Origin of the sequence: Burkholderia sp. MSMB1589WGS (genome assembly GCF_001636105.1) — a bacterium.
In the GTDB taxonomy this organism is placed as follows: Bacteria; Pseudomonadota; Gammaproteobacteria; order Burkholderiales; family Burkholderiaceae; genus Burkholderia; species Burkholderia humptydooensis.
Map to the genome: position 1 here is coordinate 757893 of NZ_LNJT01000006.1, position 16129 is coordinate 774021.

A 16129-nucleotide genomic window follows, 5' to 3' on the forward strand; every position below is an offset into this window, starting at 1 on the left:
CTCCCATGCAAAGTTGTCCGCTCGGCTCGATCAGTTGCGAACCGGCTTGCCGGTCTGCAACATGCCCATGATCCGCTCCTGCGTCTTCTGCGTGCCGAGCAGCTCGACGAACGCGCGACGCTCCAGCGCGAGCAGCCATTCCTCGTCGACCGTGCTGCCGGCCTCGACATCGCCGCCGCAGACCGCTTCCGCGATCCGGCTCGCGATCAGGAAGTCGTGATCGCTGATGAAGCGGCCGTCGCGCATGTTGACGAGCTGGGCCTTGATCGTGGCGATCGCCGAGCGGCCGGCCACCGGGATTTCCTTCGCCTTCAGCGGCGCGCGATAGCCCGCCGCCGCGAGGCCGCGCGCTTCCTTCTTCGCGACGTCGAGCAGCTCGAACACGTTGAACACGATCGTGTCCGACGGCTTCACGTAGCCCATCGCGCGCGCTTCATGCGCGGACATCGACACCTTCGCCATCGCCGCGTTCTCGAACGACTTCGTCAGGAACTTGAGCAGCTCGCTCGTCATGCCCGCCGCCGTCGCCGCGTCCGCCGCGCGCAGCGCCGCTTCCTTCAGGCCGCCGCCCGCCGGCACGAGGCCGACGCCCACTTCGACGAGGCCGATGTAGCTCTCGACGTGCACGACGCGCTTCGCGCTATGCAGCATCAGCTCGCAGCCGCCGCCGAGCGCCAGGCCCGACACCGCCGCGACGACCGGCACGTTCGCGTACTTCACGCGCAGCATGCCTTCCTGGAACTTCTTCACGAACGGCTCGATGCCCTTCGCGCCGCCCATCATGAACGCGGGCATCGCCTCTTCGAGGTTCGCGCCGGCGGAGAACGGACCGCCCGGATTGCCGAGCTTGAGCGAGCTCGGCTGCCAGATCACCACGCCCTTGTAGTCCTTCTCCGCAAGCGTGATCGCCTGCACGAGGCCGTCGATCACGCTCGGGCCGATCGTGTTCATCTTCGACTTGAACGACACGATCACGACGTCGTCCTCGCCCGCGCGGTCGTCGACCCATGCGCGCACCGAGTCCGTCTCGAACAGCGTCTTGCCGAACGTCTTCGGGTCGCGCCCCGCTTCGCCGAACACGGGCGCGCGGAACACCTGCCTGTCGTAGACGGACAGCGCCGAGCGCGGCACGAAGCGCTTCGCCGCGGCCGACCACGAGCCTTCGGCCGCGTGCACGCCGCCCTTCTCGGCGACGGCGCCTTCCAGCACCCACGCGGGCAGCGGCACGGTTGCAAGCGACTTGCCGGCCGCGATGTCTTCCTGCACCCACTCGGCGATCTGCTTCCAGCCCGCCGCCTGCCAGTCCTCGAACGGGCCCTGGCTCCAGCCGAAGCCCCAGCGGATCGCGAGATCGACTTCGCGTGCGTTGTCGGCGATCGATTCGAGGTGGATCGCGATGTAGTGGAACACGTCGCGGAAGACCGACCACAGGAACTGCGCGTGCGGATGCTGCGTCTCGCGCAACAGCTTCAGGCGCTCGGCGGGAGGACGCTTCAGGATGCGGCCGACGGTCTCGTCCGCCTTCGCGCCGGAGTCGACGTAGGTCCCCGTCTTCGCGTCGAGCACCTTGATCGCCTTGCCTTCCTTCCGGTAGAAGCCGGCGCCCGTCTTCTGGCCGAGCGCGCCCTGCTCGACGAGCTTCGCGAGCACGACGGGCGTCCGGTAGACCGGGAAGAACGGATCGTCGGCGAGGTTGTCCTGCATCGTCTTGATCACGTGCGCCATCGTGTCGAGGCCGACCACGTCCGCCGTGCGGAACGTCGCCGACTTCGCGCGGCCGAGGCGGCTACCCGTCAGGTCGTCGACTTCGTCGAAACGCAGGCCGAATTTCTCGGCTTCGACGATCACGGCGAGAATCGAGAAGATGCCGACGCGGTTCGCGATGAAGTTCGGCGTGTCCTTCGCGCGCACGACGCCCTTGCCGACGACGCTCGTCAGGAACGTCTCGAGCTGGTCGAGGATGTCGGCTCGCGTGTGCGCGGTCGGGATCAGCTCGACCAGGTGCATGTAGCGCGGCGGGTTGAAGAAGTGCACGCCGCAGAAGCGCGCCTTCAGCTCGTCGGCGAAGCCGTCGGACAGCGTCGTGATGGACAGGCCCGAGGTGTTGGTCGCGAAGATCGCGTGCGAAGCGATGTGCGGCGCGACCTTCTTGTACAGGTCGTGCTTCCAGTCCATCCGCTCGGCGATCGCCTCGATCACGAGATCGCATTCGGCGAGCTTCGCGATGTCGTCCTCGTAGTTCGCGGCTTCGAGATACTTCGCGTCGTCCTTCACGCCGAACGGCGCGGGCGACAGCTTCTTCAGGTGCTCGATCGCCTTCAGCGCGATGCCGTTCTTCGGGCCTTCCTTGGCGGGCAGGTCGAACAGCAGCACGGGCACGCGCGCGTTGACGAGATGCGCGGCGATCTGCGCGCCCATCACGCCGGCGCCCAGCACGGCGACCTTGCGAATGTTGAAATTGCTCACGGGACTCCTCCGGATTGAGCCGCGCGGCGCCGGTCGTAAGGGCGCGCGCGGCGTGTGAGTGCGAATAATCGGTCGTTCGGACGGCGCGCGTCAGAACAGCGCTTCGTCGATTTCCATCATCGTCTTCGCGCCGGCGCGCGCGAGACGAATCGACGACGCCGTTTCGGGCAAGAGGCGCGCGAAGTAGAAGCGCGCGGTCGCGAGCTTCGACTTGTAGAACGGATCGCCCGACGCTTCCTTGTCGAGCGCGATGCGCGCCATCCGCGCCCAGAAGTACGAGAACACCAGGTGACCGACGGTGCGCAGATACGGCACGGCGGCCGCCCCCACCTCGTCCGGGTTCTGCATCGCCTTCATGCCGATTTCCATCGTCAGCTTCTGCACCTTCTCGCCGATGTCGGCGAGCGGCGTGATGAATTCGGACATTTCGGGCTTCACGCCTTCCGCTTCGGCGAACTCGGCGACGATCTTGCCGAACTTCTTCAGCTTCGCGCCCATGTCGCCCAGCACCTTGCGGCCGAGCAGGTCGAGCGCCTGAACCGAGTTGGTCCCTTCATAGATCATGTTGATCCGCGCGTCGCGCACGTACTGCTCCATGCCCCACTCGGAGATGAAGCCGTGGCCGCCGTAGATCTGCATCGCGTGGTTCGTGCACTCGAACGCGTTGTCGGTCAGGAACGCCTTGATGATCGGCGTGAGGAGCGCGACGAGATCCTCCGCTTCCTTGCGCACCGCTTCGTCGGCGTGCGACAGCGCCTTGTCGATCTGCAGCGCCGACCAGTACGTGAACGCGCGCGCGCCTTCCGCGTACGCCTTCTGCGTGAGCAGCATGCGGCGCACGTCCGGGTGGACGATGATCGGATCGGCCGGCTTGTCCGGCGCCTTCGGGCCCGTCAGCGAGCGCATCTGCAGGCGCTCCTTCGCATACGTGAGCGAGTTCTGGTAAGCGACTTCGGTGAGGCCGAGCCCCTGCATGCCGACGCCGAGGCGCGCTGCGTTCATCATCACGAACATCGCGTTCAGGCCCTTGTTCGGCTCGCCGATCATCCAGCCCTTCGCGTTGTCGAGGTTGATCACGCAGGTCGCGTTGCCGTGGATGCCCATCTTGTGCTCGATCGAGCCGCACTTGACGCCGTTGCGCTCGCCCGGCTCGCCCGACGCGTCGGGGACGAACTTCGGCACGATGAAGAGGGAGATGCCCTTCGTGCCCTTCGGCGCGTCCGGCAGGCGCGCGAGCACGAGGTGAACGATGTTCTTCGAGAAGTCGTGTTCGCCGCTCGAGATGAAGATCTTGGTGCCGCTGATCGAATACGAGCCGTCGCCGTTCGGCTCGGCCTTCGTGCGCAGGATGCCGAGGTCGGTGCCGCAGTGCGGCTCGGTCAGGCACATCGTGCCCGTCCATTCGCCCGACACGAGCTTCGGCAGGTAGAGCTTCTGCAGCTCGGGCGCGCCGTGCGCGTGCAGGCATTCGTACGCGCCGTGCGACAGGCCCGGATACATCGTCCATGCCTGGTTCGCCGAGTTCAGCATTTCATACAGCGCGTTGTTGACGAACGCGGGCAGGCCCTGGCCGCCGTAATCGGGATCGCAGCCGAGCGCGGGCCAGCCCGCCTCGATGTACTGCTGGTACGCTTCCTTGAAGCCCGTCGGCGTCTTCACGACGCCGTCGCCGACATACGTGCAGCCCTCGCGGTCGCCGACCTGGTTGAGCGGGAAAAGCACCTCCGAGCAGAACTTGCCCGCTTCCTCGAGCACCTGGTTGATCGTGTCGGCGTCGAGATCAGCATGCTTGGGCATCTGCTTGACCTCGGCTTCGACGTTCAGAAGCTCATGCAACACGAATTGCATGTCGCGCAACGGCGCGGCGTACTGTCCCATGACTCTCTCCAAGATATGGCAATCGGCTCGAGCTCCCCCGACGGCGGTCGTGCCGCCGCTAACGGCTCTCGCTCTGGTACGAAACAATCGTCTTTTCAAGCGCGGCCCACGTGAGCCGCACCGCATCCGGCTGATGCAGGAAGCGTGCGTCGTGGTGCAGGCCGAGCGTGAAGCTGTACAACTCGAAAAGCATCAGGTTCGGATCCGTGTCCGGGCGCAGATGCCCCTCCTCCTTCGCTTGCGAAATGGCGCGCAGCAGCGCGGCGCGCCACGCTTTCACGCTCGCGATCAACTGCTCGCGCACCGCGCTGTCCGGGCGATCGTCGTATTCGACGGCGCCGCTGATGTAGATGCATCCCGTCGTCACCTCCTGGATGCGCTTCTCGATCCAGCGCGCCAGCATCGCCCGCAGGCGCGGCAAACCGCGCGGCTCGCGCAGGCTCGGAAAAAACACCTCGTTCTCGAAACGATGGTGGTACTCTCGCACGACCTCGACCTGCAAATCGTCGCGCGATCCGAAGTGCGCGAACACGCCGCTCTTGCTCATCTGCATGCGTTCGGCCAATAGGCCGATCGTCAGACCCTCGAGCCCGTCACGGCTGGCAAGGTCCAATGCTGCTTCGAGTATCGCGGCACGCGTCTGTTCGCCTTTTCGCATAGCTTTTAATAACCGTTCCAGGTGATCGAATAAAATCGAACGGCCGTACTATTATTGAGTGCGGCCGGCGGCGAAACAAGGAAATTATTAGAAATCGGTTTCTAACCGTCCCCGCTATTTTGCAGGGTCGCGCGCCTTTGGAGGAGGCCCTGTGCAGGCCGCGGCGCGCCGCATGTGTAAGCGAATGCTTAGTCGTATCCGCCGACCGTCAGCAGCTTCATCGCACCCCGGTACGCGTTGTACGCGAACCAGTTCAGAAACCGCTCGACGGCGGGCCGCGCCGCGTAGAGCGCGGGGTCGATCTCGCGGCCGTCGGCGAACGCGACGCCGATTGCGTCGCGCAGCGCGGCCGTCTCCTCGCGGTGGCGCACGAGCACGACGTTCGCCTCGTTGTTCAGCATCAGGCTGAGCGCGTCCAGATTCGACGAGCCGACGGTCGCCCAGTGATCGTCGATCACCGCGACCTTGCCGTGCAGCATCGTCTTGTCGTATTCGGCAACGCGCACGCCCGAGCGCAGCAACGCATGATATAGGAACGGCACAGCCATATCGAGCGACGCGAATTCGTTGCGCCCGAGCAGGATCCGCACGTCGACGCCGCGCCGCGCCGCCCCGGCGAGCGCGCGCCGCAGCTTGCGCCCCGGCAGGAAGTAGGGATTGGCGAGCAGGATCGACCGACGCGCGCGGCCGATCGCCGCGAGATACGCCTTCTCGATCGTCCTGCGGTTCACGACGTTGTCGCGCGCGACGAACGCGACGCTCGGCTCGGTCACGACGCGCAGCGCGCCCGCCTTCACCCAGCGGTGGCTGCGCATCCAGCGGCGAAAGCGCGCGGCGAACGCGGAGCCGTCGACGCCATGCGGCAGGTATTGCGCGTAGCGCTTGTGGCCGACGGCGATCCGTTGCCACTGCACCTCGAACGCGGCGCGCACGTCGGCGACGGCGGGCCCGTTCAGCTCGAGCGCGAAATCCCAGCGCGGATACGGCAGGCGCTCGCCGTTCTGCTCGAAGTCGTCGACGATGTTGATGCCGCCGCAGAACGCGTAGGCGTCGTCGATCACCGCGAGCTTGCGGTGCGTGCGCGAGAAGCCGAAGCGGCCGAACAGATAGGGGTTGTAGATCCGGTGCTCGACGCCCGCGTCCGGCCACGCGCCGAAGAGCGGCAGGCGCTCGGTGCCGATCCCGTCGGTGATGACGCGCACGTGGACGCCGCGCGCGGCCGCGCGGATGAGCGCGTCGGACACCGCGCGGCCGACGGCGTCGTCGCAGAAGATGTAGGTTTCTAGCGCGACGCGCTCGCGCGCGGCGTCGATCCGTTCGATCAGCGCGGGGAAGAACGCCGCGCCGCCGTCGCAGAGGCGCACCGCGTTGCCGGACGTGAACGCGAGCCGCGCCGCGGAACCGCGCTCCTGCAGGAACATCTGCCGCAGTTGCGCGAGACGGTGCCGGGTCCGGCCACTCATGCGGCGCGCGACGCGAGGCGCTCGGGCAGTTGCAGGATCGCTTCGGCGTTCGACGGCGAGTAGCAGCGCGCGGCCGCTTCGCGGTAAGGCAGCCACAGATAATCGGTGTGCTCGCGCGGCGACAGCGTCACGTCGCCGCGCGCCGGCACTTCCAGGCTGAACCAGTGCTCGGTGTTGCGGGTGACGCCGGGCGCGTAGCGGTGCAGGTACTGCGGATAGATCGTGTACTCGATCGCGTGATGCCAGTCGACGAGCGCGGCCAGCGCAATGCCGGGGCTGCCGACGACGATGCCCGTCTCCTCCGCGACCTCGCGCGCGGCGGCCTGCGCGATCGGCTCGTCGGGCGCGTCCTTCGAGCCGGTCACGGACTGCCAGAAGTCGGGCTGATCGGCGCGCTTGATGACGAGCACGTCGAGCGCGGGCGTATGGATTACGACGAGAACGGATTCGGGGATTTTCGGTGGTTTCGTCATCGGGATGTCATCGGCGCCAGCCCGCCCGACGCGGCGGACGGCGCGGCACCGTCAAGAAAACCATGGGTCGACTGTACCGCAAAAAACGAAAAGGGCGCGCGCGCCCTTTTTTGTGGTCCTTTTCGGCGTCGGCCGAAGCCGGCCGTCGCGCCGAGCGCGAGCCGAGCCGGCACCCCGATTCGGCCGCGGCCGGCGCGCGGCGGCGTTACGCCTTCGGCTGCTCCGGCTGGCGCAAGCGGATGTGCAGCTCGCGCAACTGGCGCTCGTCGACTGGGCTCGGCGCCTGCGTGAGCAGACACTGCGCGCGCTGCGTCTTCGGGAACGCGATCACGTCGCGGATCGAATCGGCGCCCGCCATCATCGTGACGATGCGATCGAGGCCGAACGCGATGCCGCCGTGCGGCGGCGCGCCGTACTGCAGCGCGTCGAGCAGGAAGCCGAACTTCGCCTGCGCCTCCTCCGGGCCGATCTTCAGCGCGCGGAACACCTTGCTCTGCACTTCTTCGCGATGGATACGCACCGAGCCGCCGCCGATTTCCCAGCCGTTCAGCACCATGTCGTACGCCTTCGCGAGGCAGCGGCCCGGATCGGTCTCGAGGTATTCGAGATGCTCGTCCTTCGGGCTCGTGAACGGGTGGTGCGCGGCGACGTAGCGCGCATCTTCGTCGTCGTACTCGAACATCGGGAAGTCGACGACCCACAGCGGCTTCCAGCCCGCCTCGACGAGGCCGTTCGCGCGGCCGAACTCCGAATGGCCGATCTTCAGGCGCAGCGCGCCGAGGCTGTCGTTGACGACCTTCGCGCGGTCCGCCGCGAAGAAGATGATGTCGCCGTCTTCGGCGCCCGTGCGCTCGAGGACCGCCGCGATCGACGCGTCGTGCAGGTTCTTGACGATCGGGCTCTGCAGGCCGTCGCGCCCCTTCGCGCGCTCGTTGACCTTGATCCACGCGAGGCCCTTCGCGCCGTAGATGCGCACGAATTCGGTATAGCCGTCGATGTCGCCGCGCGTGAGCTCGCCGCCCTTCGGCACGCGCAGGGCCGCGACGCGGCCGTCCTTCGTGTTGGCCGGCGTGCTGAACACCTTGAAGTCGACGTCCTTCATCGCATCGGTGAGCTCGGTGAACTCGAGCTTCACGCGCAGGTCGGGCTTGTCCGAGCCGAAGCGCGCCATCGCCTCCGAGTGCGGCATCACCGGGAATGTCGCGGCGAGCTCGACGCCGATCGTCGTCTTGAAGATGTGACGGATCATGTCCTCGAACAGATCGCGGATTTCCTGCTCGCCGAGGAACGACGTCTCGCAGTCGATCTGCGTGAATTCGGGCTGGCGGTCCGCGCGCAGGTCTTCGTCGCGGAAGCACTTCGTGATCTGGTAGTAGCGGTCGAAGTTCGCGACCATCAGCAGTTGCTTGAACAACTGCGGCGATTGCGGCAGCGCGAAGAACTGGCCCGCGTTCACGCGCGACGGCACGAGGTAGTCGCGCGCGCCTTCCGGCGTGCTCTTCGTGAGCATCGGCGTTTCGATGTCGATGAAGCCCTGTTCGTCGAGGTACTTGCGCGCCTCGATCGCGACGCGGTAGCGCAGCCGCAGGTTGTGCTGCATCTGCGGGCGGCGCAGGTCGAGCACGCGGTGCGTCAGGCGCGTCGTCTCCGACAGGTTGTCGTCGTCGAGCTGGAACGGCGGCGTGACAGACGCGTTCAGCACGTCGAGCTCATGGCACAGCACTTCGATCTTGCCGCTCGTCAGGCCGGCGTTGATCGTGCCTTCCGGACGGCTGCGCACGAGACCCTTCACCTGGATGCAGAACTCGTTGCGCACGCCTTCGGCGGCCGCGAACATTTCGGCGCGATCCGGATCGCACACCACCTGCACGAGACCCTCGCGATCACGCAGGTCGATGAAGATCACGCCGCCGTGATCGCGGCGACGATGGACCCAGCCGCACAGCGACACCGTCTGGCCCAGCAGGTGTTCGGTCACGAGACCGCAGTATTCAGTTCGCATCGACATGATGTTTGCTTTCTTTCGTAGTGATCAACGGGAAGAGCCGCACTCTCTCCCGGGCATTACATCGGCGGCTCGACGGGACGGCGCGCCGGCGCGGCAACGGGCGCCGGGGGCGCGACGACGCCCATCGAGACGATGTACTTGAGCGCGGCGTCGACCGACATGTCGAGCTCGACGACCTCGCTTTTCGGCACCATCAGGAAGAAGCCGGACGTCGGATTCGGCGTCGTCGGCACGTAGACGCTCACGTGCTCTTCCTTCAGGTGATTGACCACGTCGCCGCCGGGCGTGCCGGTCAGGAACGCGATCGTATAGGAGCCGCGGCGCGGATACTCGATCAGGAGCGCCTTGCGGAATGCGTTGCCGCTGCTCGACAGCAGCGTGTCCGACACCTGCTTCACGCTCGTGTAGATCGGCCCGACGACGGGAATGTGCCGCACCACCGCGTTCCACCAGGTGACGAGCTTCTGGCCGATGAAATTCTGCGTCGCGAGCCCGACGACGAAGATGAACGCGAGCGTGAGCACCGCGCCGATCCCCGGCAGCCGGAAGCCGAACAGCCGCTCCGGCTGCCACGCCGCGGGCAGCAGCAGCAGCGTCTGGTCCATCGTGCCGATGATGAGCCCGAGCACCCACAGCGTGATCGCGAGCGGAACGAGAACCAGGAGTCCGGTCAGAAACACCGATTTGAGGGTCGTCTTTTTCATCATCTGCCGTCGAAAAATCGCGCCGGTGCGTCAAGCGCGGGACGCGCCGCCGACACGGGCGGCGCGGCGGTCACGTACTGCTCGCGGGCGCGGCGGCAGGCGCGGGCGCGGACGCCGCCGGCGCGCTCGCCGCGCTGTCCGCCGCGGCGGCGGGCGCCGCCGCCTGCTCGCCGCCGGCCTGCTCGCCGCCGGCCTTCTCGCCGCTCGCCTTCTCGCCGCTCGCGGCGGGCGCGCCCGCGCCGCCCGAGCCACCGCGGAAGTCGGTCACATACCAGCCCGAGCCCTTCAATTGGAACCCGGCGGCCGTGACTTGCTTGCGAAACGCGTCCTTCCCGCATTCCGGGCACTGCGACAGCGGTGCGTCGCTCATCTTCTGAAGCACATCTTTCGCGTAACCGCACGCTTCGCAACGATAGGCGTAGATCGGCATGGTATTTTCCCGCAGAAACAATAACCGGTATAAAAGGCTTGCAAAGCCTTGAATTATAGCCGAAAGGCGGACGCCTTCCCCGGTCCGCGCGGGCGCACCGCTACGAGCGGCGCCACGCGAGCCAGCGCTCGCGTCCGGCGAATACCGGCAGCGAATCGGCGGCGGGCTCGTCCTCGACGAGCGCGAAATTCGGCGAAAGGAGCGCGTCGAGCTCCGCGCGCTCGATTCCGAACGGCGGCCCCTTCGGCGTCGCGCCGACGAAGAAGAAGCCGGCGAGGAAGCCGCCCGCCGGCAGCAGCTCGGCCATGCGCCGCGCGTAATCGGCGCGGCGGCTCCTCGGAATCGCGCACAGGAACGCGCGCTCGTAGATCCATTGCGGGACGAACGGCGGCGCGTACGCGAAGAAATCGGCCTGCTCGACGAGCGCGGCGTCTTCGCCCAATTCGCGGCGCGCGGCCGCGACCGCCTGCGCGGAAAAGTCGATCGCGCGCACGGGCCAGCCGGCGCGCGAGAGCCAACGCGCCTCGTACGCGCTGCCGCAGCCGGGAATCAGCACCGGGCACCGCGGATGCCGTGCGGCGAACGCGGCGAACGCTTTCGGCACGCGCGCGCTGTCCCACGGCGTCACGCCCTGCTCGAAGCGCTCGTCCCAGAACGACGCTTCGCCCGGATCGCGCGACGCGAAATTCGCGACGGACGGGGCAGGCGCCACGGAAGACGGTGCCATCGCGGCCTGCGCGGCCGCGGACGGCGGATTTGCCGGTTGCGCAGGTTGCGCCGATTGCGCATCGCCCGCCGCGTGTCCGGCCGCATCACGTTTGTTCGCTTCGCTCGTCATGCCGTCGCTTCGCCTCGCAATTCGTCCTTCATTCGCTCTTCGCCCGCTCACCGCGCGCCGCTCATCGGCGGCGTCCGCGTTCCGGCGGCCCGCGTCGCGCGCTCCGCCGCGATCTCCCCCGCTGCTTCAGCCGCGACTTCAGCCGCGACCTCAGCCACCATACGCGACGATGATCAGCACCCGCGCGATCACCGCGCCCGCGCCGACCGCGATCCCGAACACGAGCAGCGCCTGCAGCAGCCGGTTGGTCCGCCGCTGCTCGACGAGAATCTGCCGGATCAGATCGTCGCTGATCGCGCGCGGCGTCTCATGGTGCGAGACGAGCGCCTGATGCACGAGGCGCGGCAATTGCGGCAGCGTCTTGCTCCATTGCGGCGCCTCGACCTTGAAGCGCTCGTACCAGCCGCGCAGCCCGATCTGCTCGGTCATCCAGCGCTCGAGGTACGGCTTCGCGGTCTTCCACAGATCGAGCTCCGGATCGAGCGAACGGCCGAGCCCTTCGACGTTCAGCATCGTCTTCTGCAGGAGCACGAGCTGCGGCTGGATCTCGACGTTGAAGCGGCGCGACGTCGAGAACAGCCGCATCAGCACCTGGCCGAGCGAGATGTCCTTCAGCGCGCGATCGAAGTACGGCTCGCAGACCGCGCGGATCGCGCTTTCGAGCTCCTCGACGCGCGTATCGGGCGGCACCCAGCCGGATTCGAGGTGCAGCGTCGCGACGCGGTGATAGTCGCGCTTGAAGAACGCGAGGAAGTTCTGCGCGAGGTAGTTCTTGTCGAAATCCGACAGCGCGCCGACGATCCCGAAATCGAGCGCGATGTAGCGCCCGAAGTGCTTCGGATCGAGGCTCACCTGGATGTTGCCGGGATGCATGTCCGCGTGGAAGAAGCCGTCGCGGAACACTTGCGTGAAGAAGATCTCGACGCCCTCGCGCGCGAGCTTCGGAATGTCGACGCCCGCCGCGCGCAGCGTGTCGACCTGGCTGATCGGCACGCCCGTCATCCGCTCCATCACGAGCACGGCGGGCGTCGAGTAATCCCAGAACATTTCCGGCACGAGCAGCAGATCGAGCCCCGCGAAGTTGCGGCGCAACTGGCTGCCGTTCGCCGCCTCGCGCATCAGGTCGAGCTCGTCGTGCAGGTACTTGTCGAATTCGGCGACGACCTCGCGCGGCTTGAGCCGCCGGCCGTCCGCCCACAGGCGCTCGGCCCAGGTCGCGATGTCGCGCATCAGCGCGAGATCGGAATCGATGACGGGCAGCATGTTCGGCCGCAGCACCTTGACCGCGACCGCCCTGCCCTTGTGCTCGCCCTGCTTGAGCTTGGCGAAGTGCACCTGCGCGATCGATGCGCTCGCGACGGGCTCGCGCTCGAACTCGTCGAACAGCGCGTCGATGCGCGCGCCGAGCGACTTCTCGACGATCGCGATCGCGACGGCCGAATCGAACGGCGGCACCTGATCCTGCAGCTTCGCGAGCTCGTTCGCGAAATCGACGGGCAGCAGATCGCGCCGCGTCGACAGCACCTGGCCGAACTTCACGAAGATCGGCCCGAGGCTCTCGAGCGCGCGGCGCAGCCGCACCGCGGGCGGATCGGCGAAGCGCCGGCCGATCGTCGTGATGCGCAGCAGGAACTTCACGCGAGGGTTCTCGATGCGCGACAGCATCACCTCGTCGAGGCCGAAGCGGATGACGGTAAAGACGATTTTGACGAAACGGAAAATGCGCATGCCTTCCGGCCCTCAATGCGCGCGTCGCGAGCTGCCGCCCGCGCGCGCGTCGATTTTTTGCTCCAGTCGTTCGATCCGCTTCTCGACGCGCGCTAGCGCGTCGCGAGCCCGCGCGAGCTCGGCGTCGAAATCGGCGAGCTCGCTCGTGCGCACGACCTGCGGGTTCTCGTCGAGCCAGTATTCGGCGATCGAATCAAGTACGTTGCGGCCCGTGCGGCGCGCATGCGCGCCCGCCGAACGGGCGACCGTCGCGATCCGGTACGCGGCCGCGTCGCCGACGATCTTCGCGAGATCCTCCTCCGGCTCCCAGCGCAGGTGCTCGGCGAGCTTCGCGATCTGCGTCGCGAACTCCGCGTCGCCGTCGATCTTCACGTGCTTCATCACGGCCGCCTGCCCCCCTTGCAGGAACGAGGCCACCGCGTCGAACGCGCCGCCGCCGGCGCTGCGCGACAGCGCGATCGACACGTCGAACTGGCGCGCGTCGTGCGCCTCGACGGCGGCGAGATAGCCGTCCGGCTGCACGAGCAGCACGAGCGTCACGGGCGGGACTTCGAGCCGGGCGGTCTTGCCGGCATAGGGAATCAGACGATCGCGCGCCCAGGATTCGCGGGCGAGCAGGTGATTGACGGCGGCTGCAAAAGGCTTGGCGGCAAAGGTCATCTGGGTGGCAATGAAAAGCCCGCGCAGGCAGGGCGCCGGCGCGGGCTTCTATTGTAACGTCGGTTCGGGCGCGACCTCGCGAGGCGCAACGCGCGGCACGACTTCCGTCAGTGCGCGCTCACCTGCTGAATGCCCGCGAGGAGCCAACCCTGGCTGCCCGCCTTCGACAGATTCCACACCTCGTTGAACGGCTCGGCCGCCGCGCCCTGCGTCTCGCGGATCAGGCCGTGGAAACGCACGCTCGCGAAGTGCTCGTCGCCGCGATCCTCCACCGCGAGCAGCTCGGCGTCGAGCTGCACGACGTCCGTCTGGTTCGCGCCCGCGCCGCGGCCGTCGAGGTCGATCTTCACTTCGGCGAACATCTCGGGCGTCGTGAACTCGCGGATGTCGGCAAGGTTGCCCTCGTCCCACGCGGCCTGCAGGCGCACGAAATAGACCTTCGCGTTGCGCAGGAACGCTTCGGTGTCGAAGCCCGCCGGCACCGCGGGCGCGGCAGCCGCCGCCGTCGTCGCCGCGGCCGCGCCGCCGAACACGCGCTGCGCTTCGCCTGCGTACGCGCTGCCCGAGCCCGGGAACGCGTCGTTCTGCGCCGCCTGGCGCTGAACGCCCGCGTCCTGGCGGTAGCCGTCATGGCCGTGGTTCAGCGACGGCTGACCGCCCGCGTAGGCCGGCTGCTGTGCGCCGCGCCGGTTCATGAACTTGCGGACAAGCCAGATGCCGACCATCGCAAGGAGCGCGATCACGATGACGTTCGCCATCATGCTGGCGAACGCGCCGCCGAGACCGAGGTGCGACAGCAGCGCCGCGATGCCGAGGCCGGCCGCGAGACCGGCGATCGGGCCGAGCCAGCGCGAGCGGTTCGGCTGCGCGGCGGGCGCCGGCTGCTGGCGCGGCGCCTGCGTGGGCGCGGCCTGCTGCATCGGCTGCTGCGCGGGCGGCGTCGCCTGGCGCTGCTGCAGCGTCTGCGACTGGCGGCCGAAGCTGCGGCCGCCGCCCATGCGCTTCGCTTCGGCGTCGAGCGACGCGAACGTGCCGGCGGCGAGAAGACCGACCATCAAGAACGTGCCGATTCGTCGCGCCAACGACTTCGGCTCTTTGCTGCGGTTGAACGACGAACGCGATACGGACATCCCGGCCTCCAAGCTGAAAGTAAAATGTATGGATGGAACCCCTTAATACTTGGTTCCCACGTGTAAAGCTACCACGCCACCTGACAAATTGTAATATTTGACGGCATCGAGGCCCGCTTGTTCCATCATCGTCTTCAGCGTCTCCTGATCCGGATGCATCCGGATAGATTCAGCAAGATACCGGTAACTGTCGGCATCTTTCGCGAACTTGTCGCCAAGCCACGGTAATACTTTGAAAGAATAGACGTCGTACGCTTTCTTCAGCGGCGCCCAGACTTTCGAGAATTCGAGCACCATCACGCGGCCGCCCGGCTTCGCGACGCGGCGCATCTCGGCGAGCGCCGAATCCTTGTGCGTCATGTTGCGCAGGCCGAACGCGACCGTGACGACGTCAAAGTAGTTATCCGGGAACGGCAGCTTCTCGGCGTCGCAGAGCAGCGACGGCGTGACGACGCCCTTGTCGAGCAGGCGGTCGCGGCCGACGCGCAGCATCGATTCGTTGATGTCGGTATGCCAGACCTCGCCCGTCGGCCCGGCGGCCTTCGCGAACGCCTTCGTCAGATCGCCCGTGCCGGCCGCGATGTCGAGCACCTTGCCGCCCGGGCGCACGTTCGCCTGCGCGATCGTGAACGCCTTCCACGCGCGATGCAGGCCCGCCGACATCAGGTCGTTCATCAGATCGTAGTTGCTCGCAACCGAGTGAAACACCCCCGCGACCTTCTTCGCTTTTTCGTTTTCCTCGACGGTCTCGAAGCCGAAGTGGGTTTTGCTCATCGCGTTGATCCTCTATCAATGGCAAACGGCGCCGCCCGGCGCCGTCGTTCAGTGGTGGTGGCCTCGCGGTAGCGAGTCCGCCGGCATCGGCGCGTCTCGCTCGACGCCCGCCGCCTTCAATTTGTCGAAATATTCGCGCCAGAGCGCGTCCTGCCGGGTCGCGAGTTCGTACAGCAGCTCCCACGAGTAGATACCCGTCGAATGGCCGTCGGAAAACGTCGGCTTGAGCGCGTAGTTGCCCACCGGCTCGAGGGCGGTGATCGTCACGTCGCGCTTGCCCGTCTGCAGCGTCTCCTGGCCCGGACCGTGGCCGCGCACCTCGGCCGACGGCGAATACACGCGCATCAGCTCGAACGGCACGCGAAAGCACTCGCCGCTCGGATACTGCAGCTCGAGCACGCGCGACACCGCGTGCACGACGACGCCGGACGGCACGGGCGCCGCCGCCTGCCCGCTCATGCCCGCCCCCCGTTCACCGCCTGCTCGATTTCCTCATGCACGGCGTTGTGCAGGAGCGTCGCCTGCGCGGCGCGCAGCCGCAGCAGCGCATCGGACACCGACCGCTGGCGCGGCGCCCAGATCGGCTGCGGGAAGTGCGCGTCGTTCGAGAAGCGCGGAATCACGTGCCAGTGCACGTGCGGCACCTGGTTGCCGAGGCTCGCGAGATTCACCTTCGCCGGCTGCATCACGCGCCGCACCGCCTTCTCGACCGCATAGACGATCCGCATCAGATGCGCGCGCCCGGCCTCGTCGAGATCGGAAAACTCGGCGACGTGCGCGTGCCAGATCACCCGGCAGAAGCCCGGGTAATCGGTCTCGGTCGTCGCGAGGACGACGCGCACCGCATCGTCCTTCCAGAGCACTTCGCCGCCGTCTTCGCGGCAGAATACGCAATCCATCGTCAATTCCTTCACTGGTG

The 16129-nt window shown here is 67.2% G+C and carries 15 protein-coding genes; all 15 read right to left on the bottom strand.

Going from position 1 to position 16129, the window contains the following annotated elements:
- Positions 1–30 precede the first annotated feature (30 nt).
- The 15 genes from WT16_RS05765 to WT16_RS05835 all read right to left on the bottom strand — a co-directional run bounded on the left by WT16_RS05765 (position 31) and on the right by WT16_RS05835 (position 16109).
- Positions 31–2466 (bottom strand): 3-hydroxyacyl-CoA dehydrogenase/enoyl-CoA hydratase family protein, encoded by a 2436-nt coding sequence (locus WT16_RS05765; RefSeq protein ID WP_063532873.1) that lies wholly within the window; start codon positions 2464–2466, stop codon positions 31–33.
- 90 nt (positions 2467–2556) lie between these two features.
- Positions 2557–4344 (bottom strand): acyl-CoA dehydrogenase C-terminal domain-containing protein, encoded by a 1788-nt coding sequence (locus WT16_RS05770; RefSeq protein WP_006024576.1) that lies wholly within the window; start codon positions 4342–4344, stop codon positions 2557–2559.
- Between the two features lie 58 nt (positions 4345–4402).
- Positions 4403–5002, bottom strand: coding sequence for a TetR/AcrR family transcriptional regulator (locus tag WT16_RS05775; protein WP_004189774.1), 600 nt, complete (start codon positions 5000–5002; stop codon positions 4403–4405).
- 188 nt (positions 5003–5190) lie between these two features.
- Positions 5191–6465, bottom strand: coding sequence for a cardiolipin synthase ClsB (gene clsB, locus WT16_RS05780; protein WP_059931162.1), 1275 nt, complete (start codon positions 6463–6465; stop codon positions 5191–5193).
- Positions 6462–6938: a dihydroneopterin triphosphate diphosphatase gene (gene nudB, locus WT16_RS05785; protein WP_063532874.1), complete on the bottom strand. Its 477-nt coding sequence runs from the start codon at positions 6936–6938 to the stop codon at positions 6462–6464. Before nudB ends, clsB begins: the two co-directional genes overlap by 4 nt.
- A 205-nt stretch (positions 6939–7143) precedes the next feature.
- A complete protein-coding gene (aspS, locus tag WT16_RS05790; protein WP_006024571.1) occupies positions 7144–8946 on the bottom strand; it encodes an aspartate--tRNA ligase in 1803 nt (600 codons plus the stop codon).
- A 56-nt stretch (positions 8947–9002) separates the two neighbouring features.
- Positions 9003–9653, bottom strand: coding sequence for a DUF502 domain-containing protein (locus WT16_RS05795; protein ID WP_006024570.1), 651 nt, complete (start codon positions 9651–9653; stop codon positions 9003–9005).
- A gap of 67 nt (positions 9654–9720) precedes the next feature.
- The gene (locus WT16_RS05800) at positions 9721–10080 is read right to left on the bottom strand and encodes an FmdB family zinc ribbon protein (protein WP_063532875.1); all 360 of its coding nucleotides are present in this window, start codon (positions 10078–10080) and stop codon (positions 9721–9723) included.
- Between the two features lie 100 nt (positions 10081–10180).
- The gene (locus WT16_RS05805) at positions 10181–10918 is read right to left on the bottom strand and encodes a methyltransferase domain-containing protein (protein WP_063532876.1); all 738 of its coding nucleotides are present in this window, start codon (positions 10916–10918) and stop codon (positions 10181–10183) included.
- 150 nt (positions 10919–11068) lie between these two features.
- The gene (gene ubiB, locus WT16_RS05810; protein ID WP_006024566.1) at positions 11069–12646 is read right to left on the bottom strand and encodes a ubiquinone biosynthesis regulatory protein kinase UbiB; all 1578 of its coding nucleotides are present in this window, start codon (positions 12644–12646) and stop codon (positions 11069–11071) included.
- Positions 12647–12658: 12 nt separating this feature from the next.
- Positions 12659–13306, bottom strand: a complete 648-nt coding sequence (locus WT16_RS05815) for an SCP2 sterol-binding domain-containing protein (RefSeq protein WP_063532877.1) — start codon at positions 13304–13306, stop codon at positions 12659–12661.
- Between the two features lie 107 nt (positions 13307–13413).
- The gene (locus WT16_RS05820; protein ID WP_063532878.1) at positions 13414–14436 is read right to left on the bottom strand and encodes a TIM44-like domain-containing protein; all 1023 of its coding nucleotides are present in this window, start codon (positions 14434–14436) and stop codon (positions 13414–13416) included.
- Positions 14437–14478: 42 nt separating this feature from the next.
- A complete protein-coding gene (gene ubiE, locus WT16_RS05825) occupies positions 14479–15210 on the bottom strand; it encodes a bifunctional demethylmenaquinone methyltransferase/2-methoxy-6-polyprenyl-1,4-benzoquinol methylase UbiE (protein WP_006024563.1) in 732 nt (243 codons plus the stop codon).
- 48 nt (positions 15211–15258) lie between these two features.
- Positions 15259–15669 (bottom strand): DUF971 domain-containing protein, encoded by a 411-nt coding sequence (locus WT16_RS05830; RefSeq protein ID WP_006024562.1) that lies wholly within the window; start codon positions 15667–15669, stop codon positions 15259–15261.
- A complete protein-coding gene (locus WT16_RS05835) occupies positions 15666–16109 on the bottom strand; it encodes an HIT family protein (RefSeq protein ID WP_009911259.1) in 444 nt (147 codons plus the stop codon). Before WT16_RS05835 ends, WT16_RS05830 begins: the two co-directional genes overlap by 4 nt.
- Between the last annotated feature and the right edge of the window lie 20 nt (positions 16110–16129).

What these genes read in the sequence shown, in the direction of transcription:
- ubiE (WP_006024563.1), bottom strand. Translation starts at nt 15,210, where the DNA reads ATGAGCAAAACCCACTTCGGCTTCGAGACCGTCGAGGAAAACGAAAAA.
- aspS (WP_006024571.1), bottom strand. Translation starts at nt 8,946, where the DNA reads ATGTCGATGCGAACTGAATACTGCGGTCTCGTGACCGAACACCTGCTG.
- WT16_RS05805 (WP_063532876.1), bottom strand. Translation starts at nt 10,918, where the DNA reads ATGACGAGCGAAGCGAACAAACGTGATGCGGCCGGACACGCGGCGGGC.
- WT16_RS05770 (WP_006024576.1), bottom strand. Translation starts at nt 4,344, where the DNA reads ATGGGACAGTACGCCGCGCCGTTGCGCGACATGCAATTCGTGTTGCAT.
- WT16_RS05830 (WP_006024562.1), bottom strand. Translation starts at nt 15,669, where the DNA reads ATGAGCGGGCAGGCGGCGGCGCCCGTGCCGTCCGGCGTCGTCGTGCAC.
- nudB (WP_063532874.1), bottom strand. Translation starts at nt 6,938, where the DNA reads ATGACGAAACCACCGAAAATCCCCGAATCCGTTCTCGTCGTAATCCAT.
- WT16_RS05775 (WP_004189774.1), bottom strand. Translation starts at nt 5,002, where the DNA reads ATGCGAAAAGGCGAACAGACGCGTGCCGCGATACTCGAAGCAGCATTG.
- ubiB (WP_006024566.1), bottom strand. Translation starts at nt 12,646, where the DNA reads ATGCGCATTTTCCGTTTCGTCAAAATCGTCTTTACCGTCATCCGCTTC.
- WT16_RS05835 (WP_009911259.1), bottom strand. Translation starts at nt 16,109, where the DNA reads ATGGATTGCGTATTCTGCCGCGAAGACGGCGGCGAAGTGCTCTGGAAG.
- WT16_RS05820 (WP_063532878.1), bottom strand. Translation starts at nt 14,436, where the DNA reads ATGTCCGTATCGCGTTCGTCGTTCAACCGCAGCAAAGAGCCGAAGTCG.
- clsB (WP_059931162.1), bottom strand. Translation starts at nt 6,465, where the DNA reads ATGAGTGGCCGGACCCGGCACCGTCTCGCGCAACTGCGGCAGATGTTC.
- WT16_RS05795 (WP_006024570.1), bottom strand. Translation starts at nt 9,653, where the DNA reads ATGATGAAAAAGACGACCCTCAAATCGGTGTTTCTGACCGGACTCCTG.
- WT16_RS05815 (WP_063532877.1), bottom strand. Translation starts at nt 13,306, where the DNA reads ATGACCTTTGCCGCCAAGCCTTTTGCAGCCGCCGTCAATCACCTGCTC.
- WT16_RS05800 (WP_063532875.1), bottom strand. Translation starts at nt 10,080, where the DNA reads ATGCCGATCTACGCCTATCGTTGCGAAGCGTGCGGTTACGCGAAAGAT.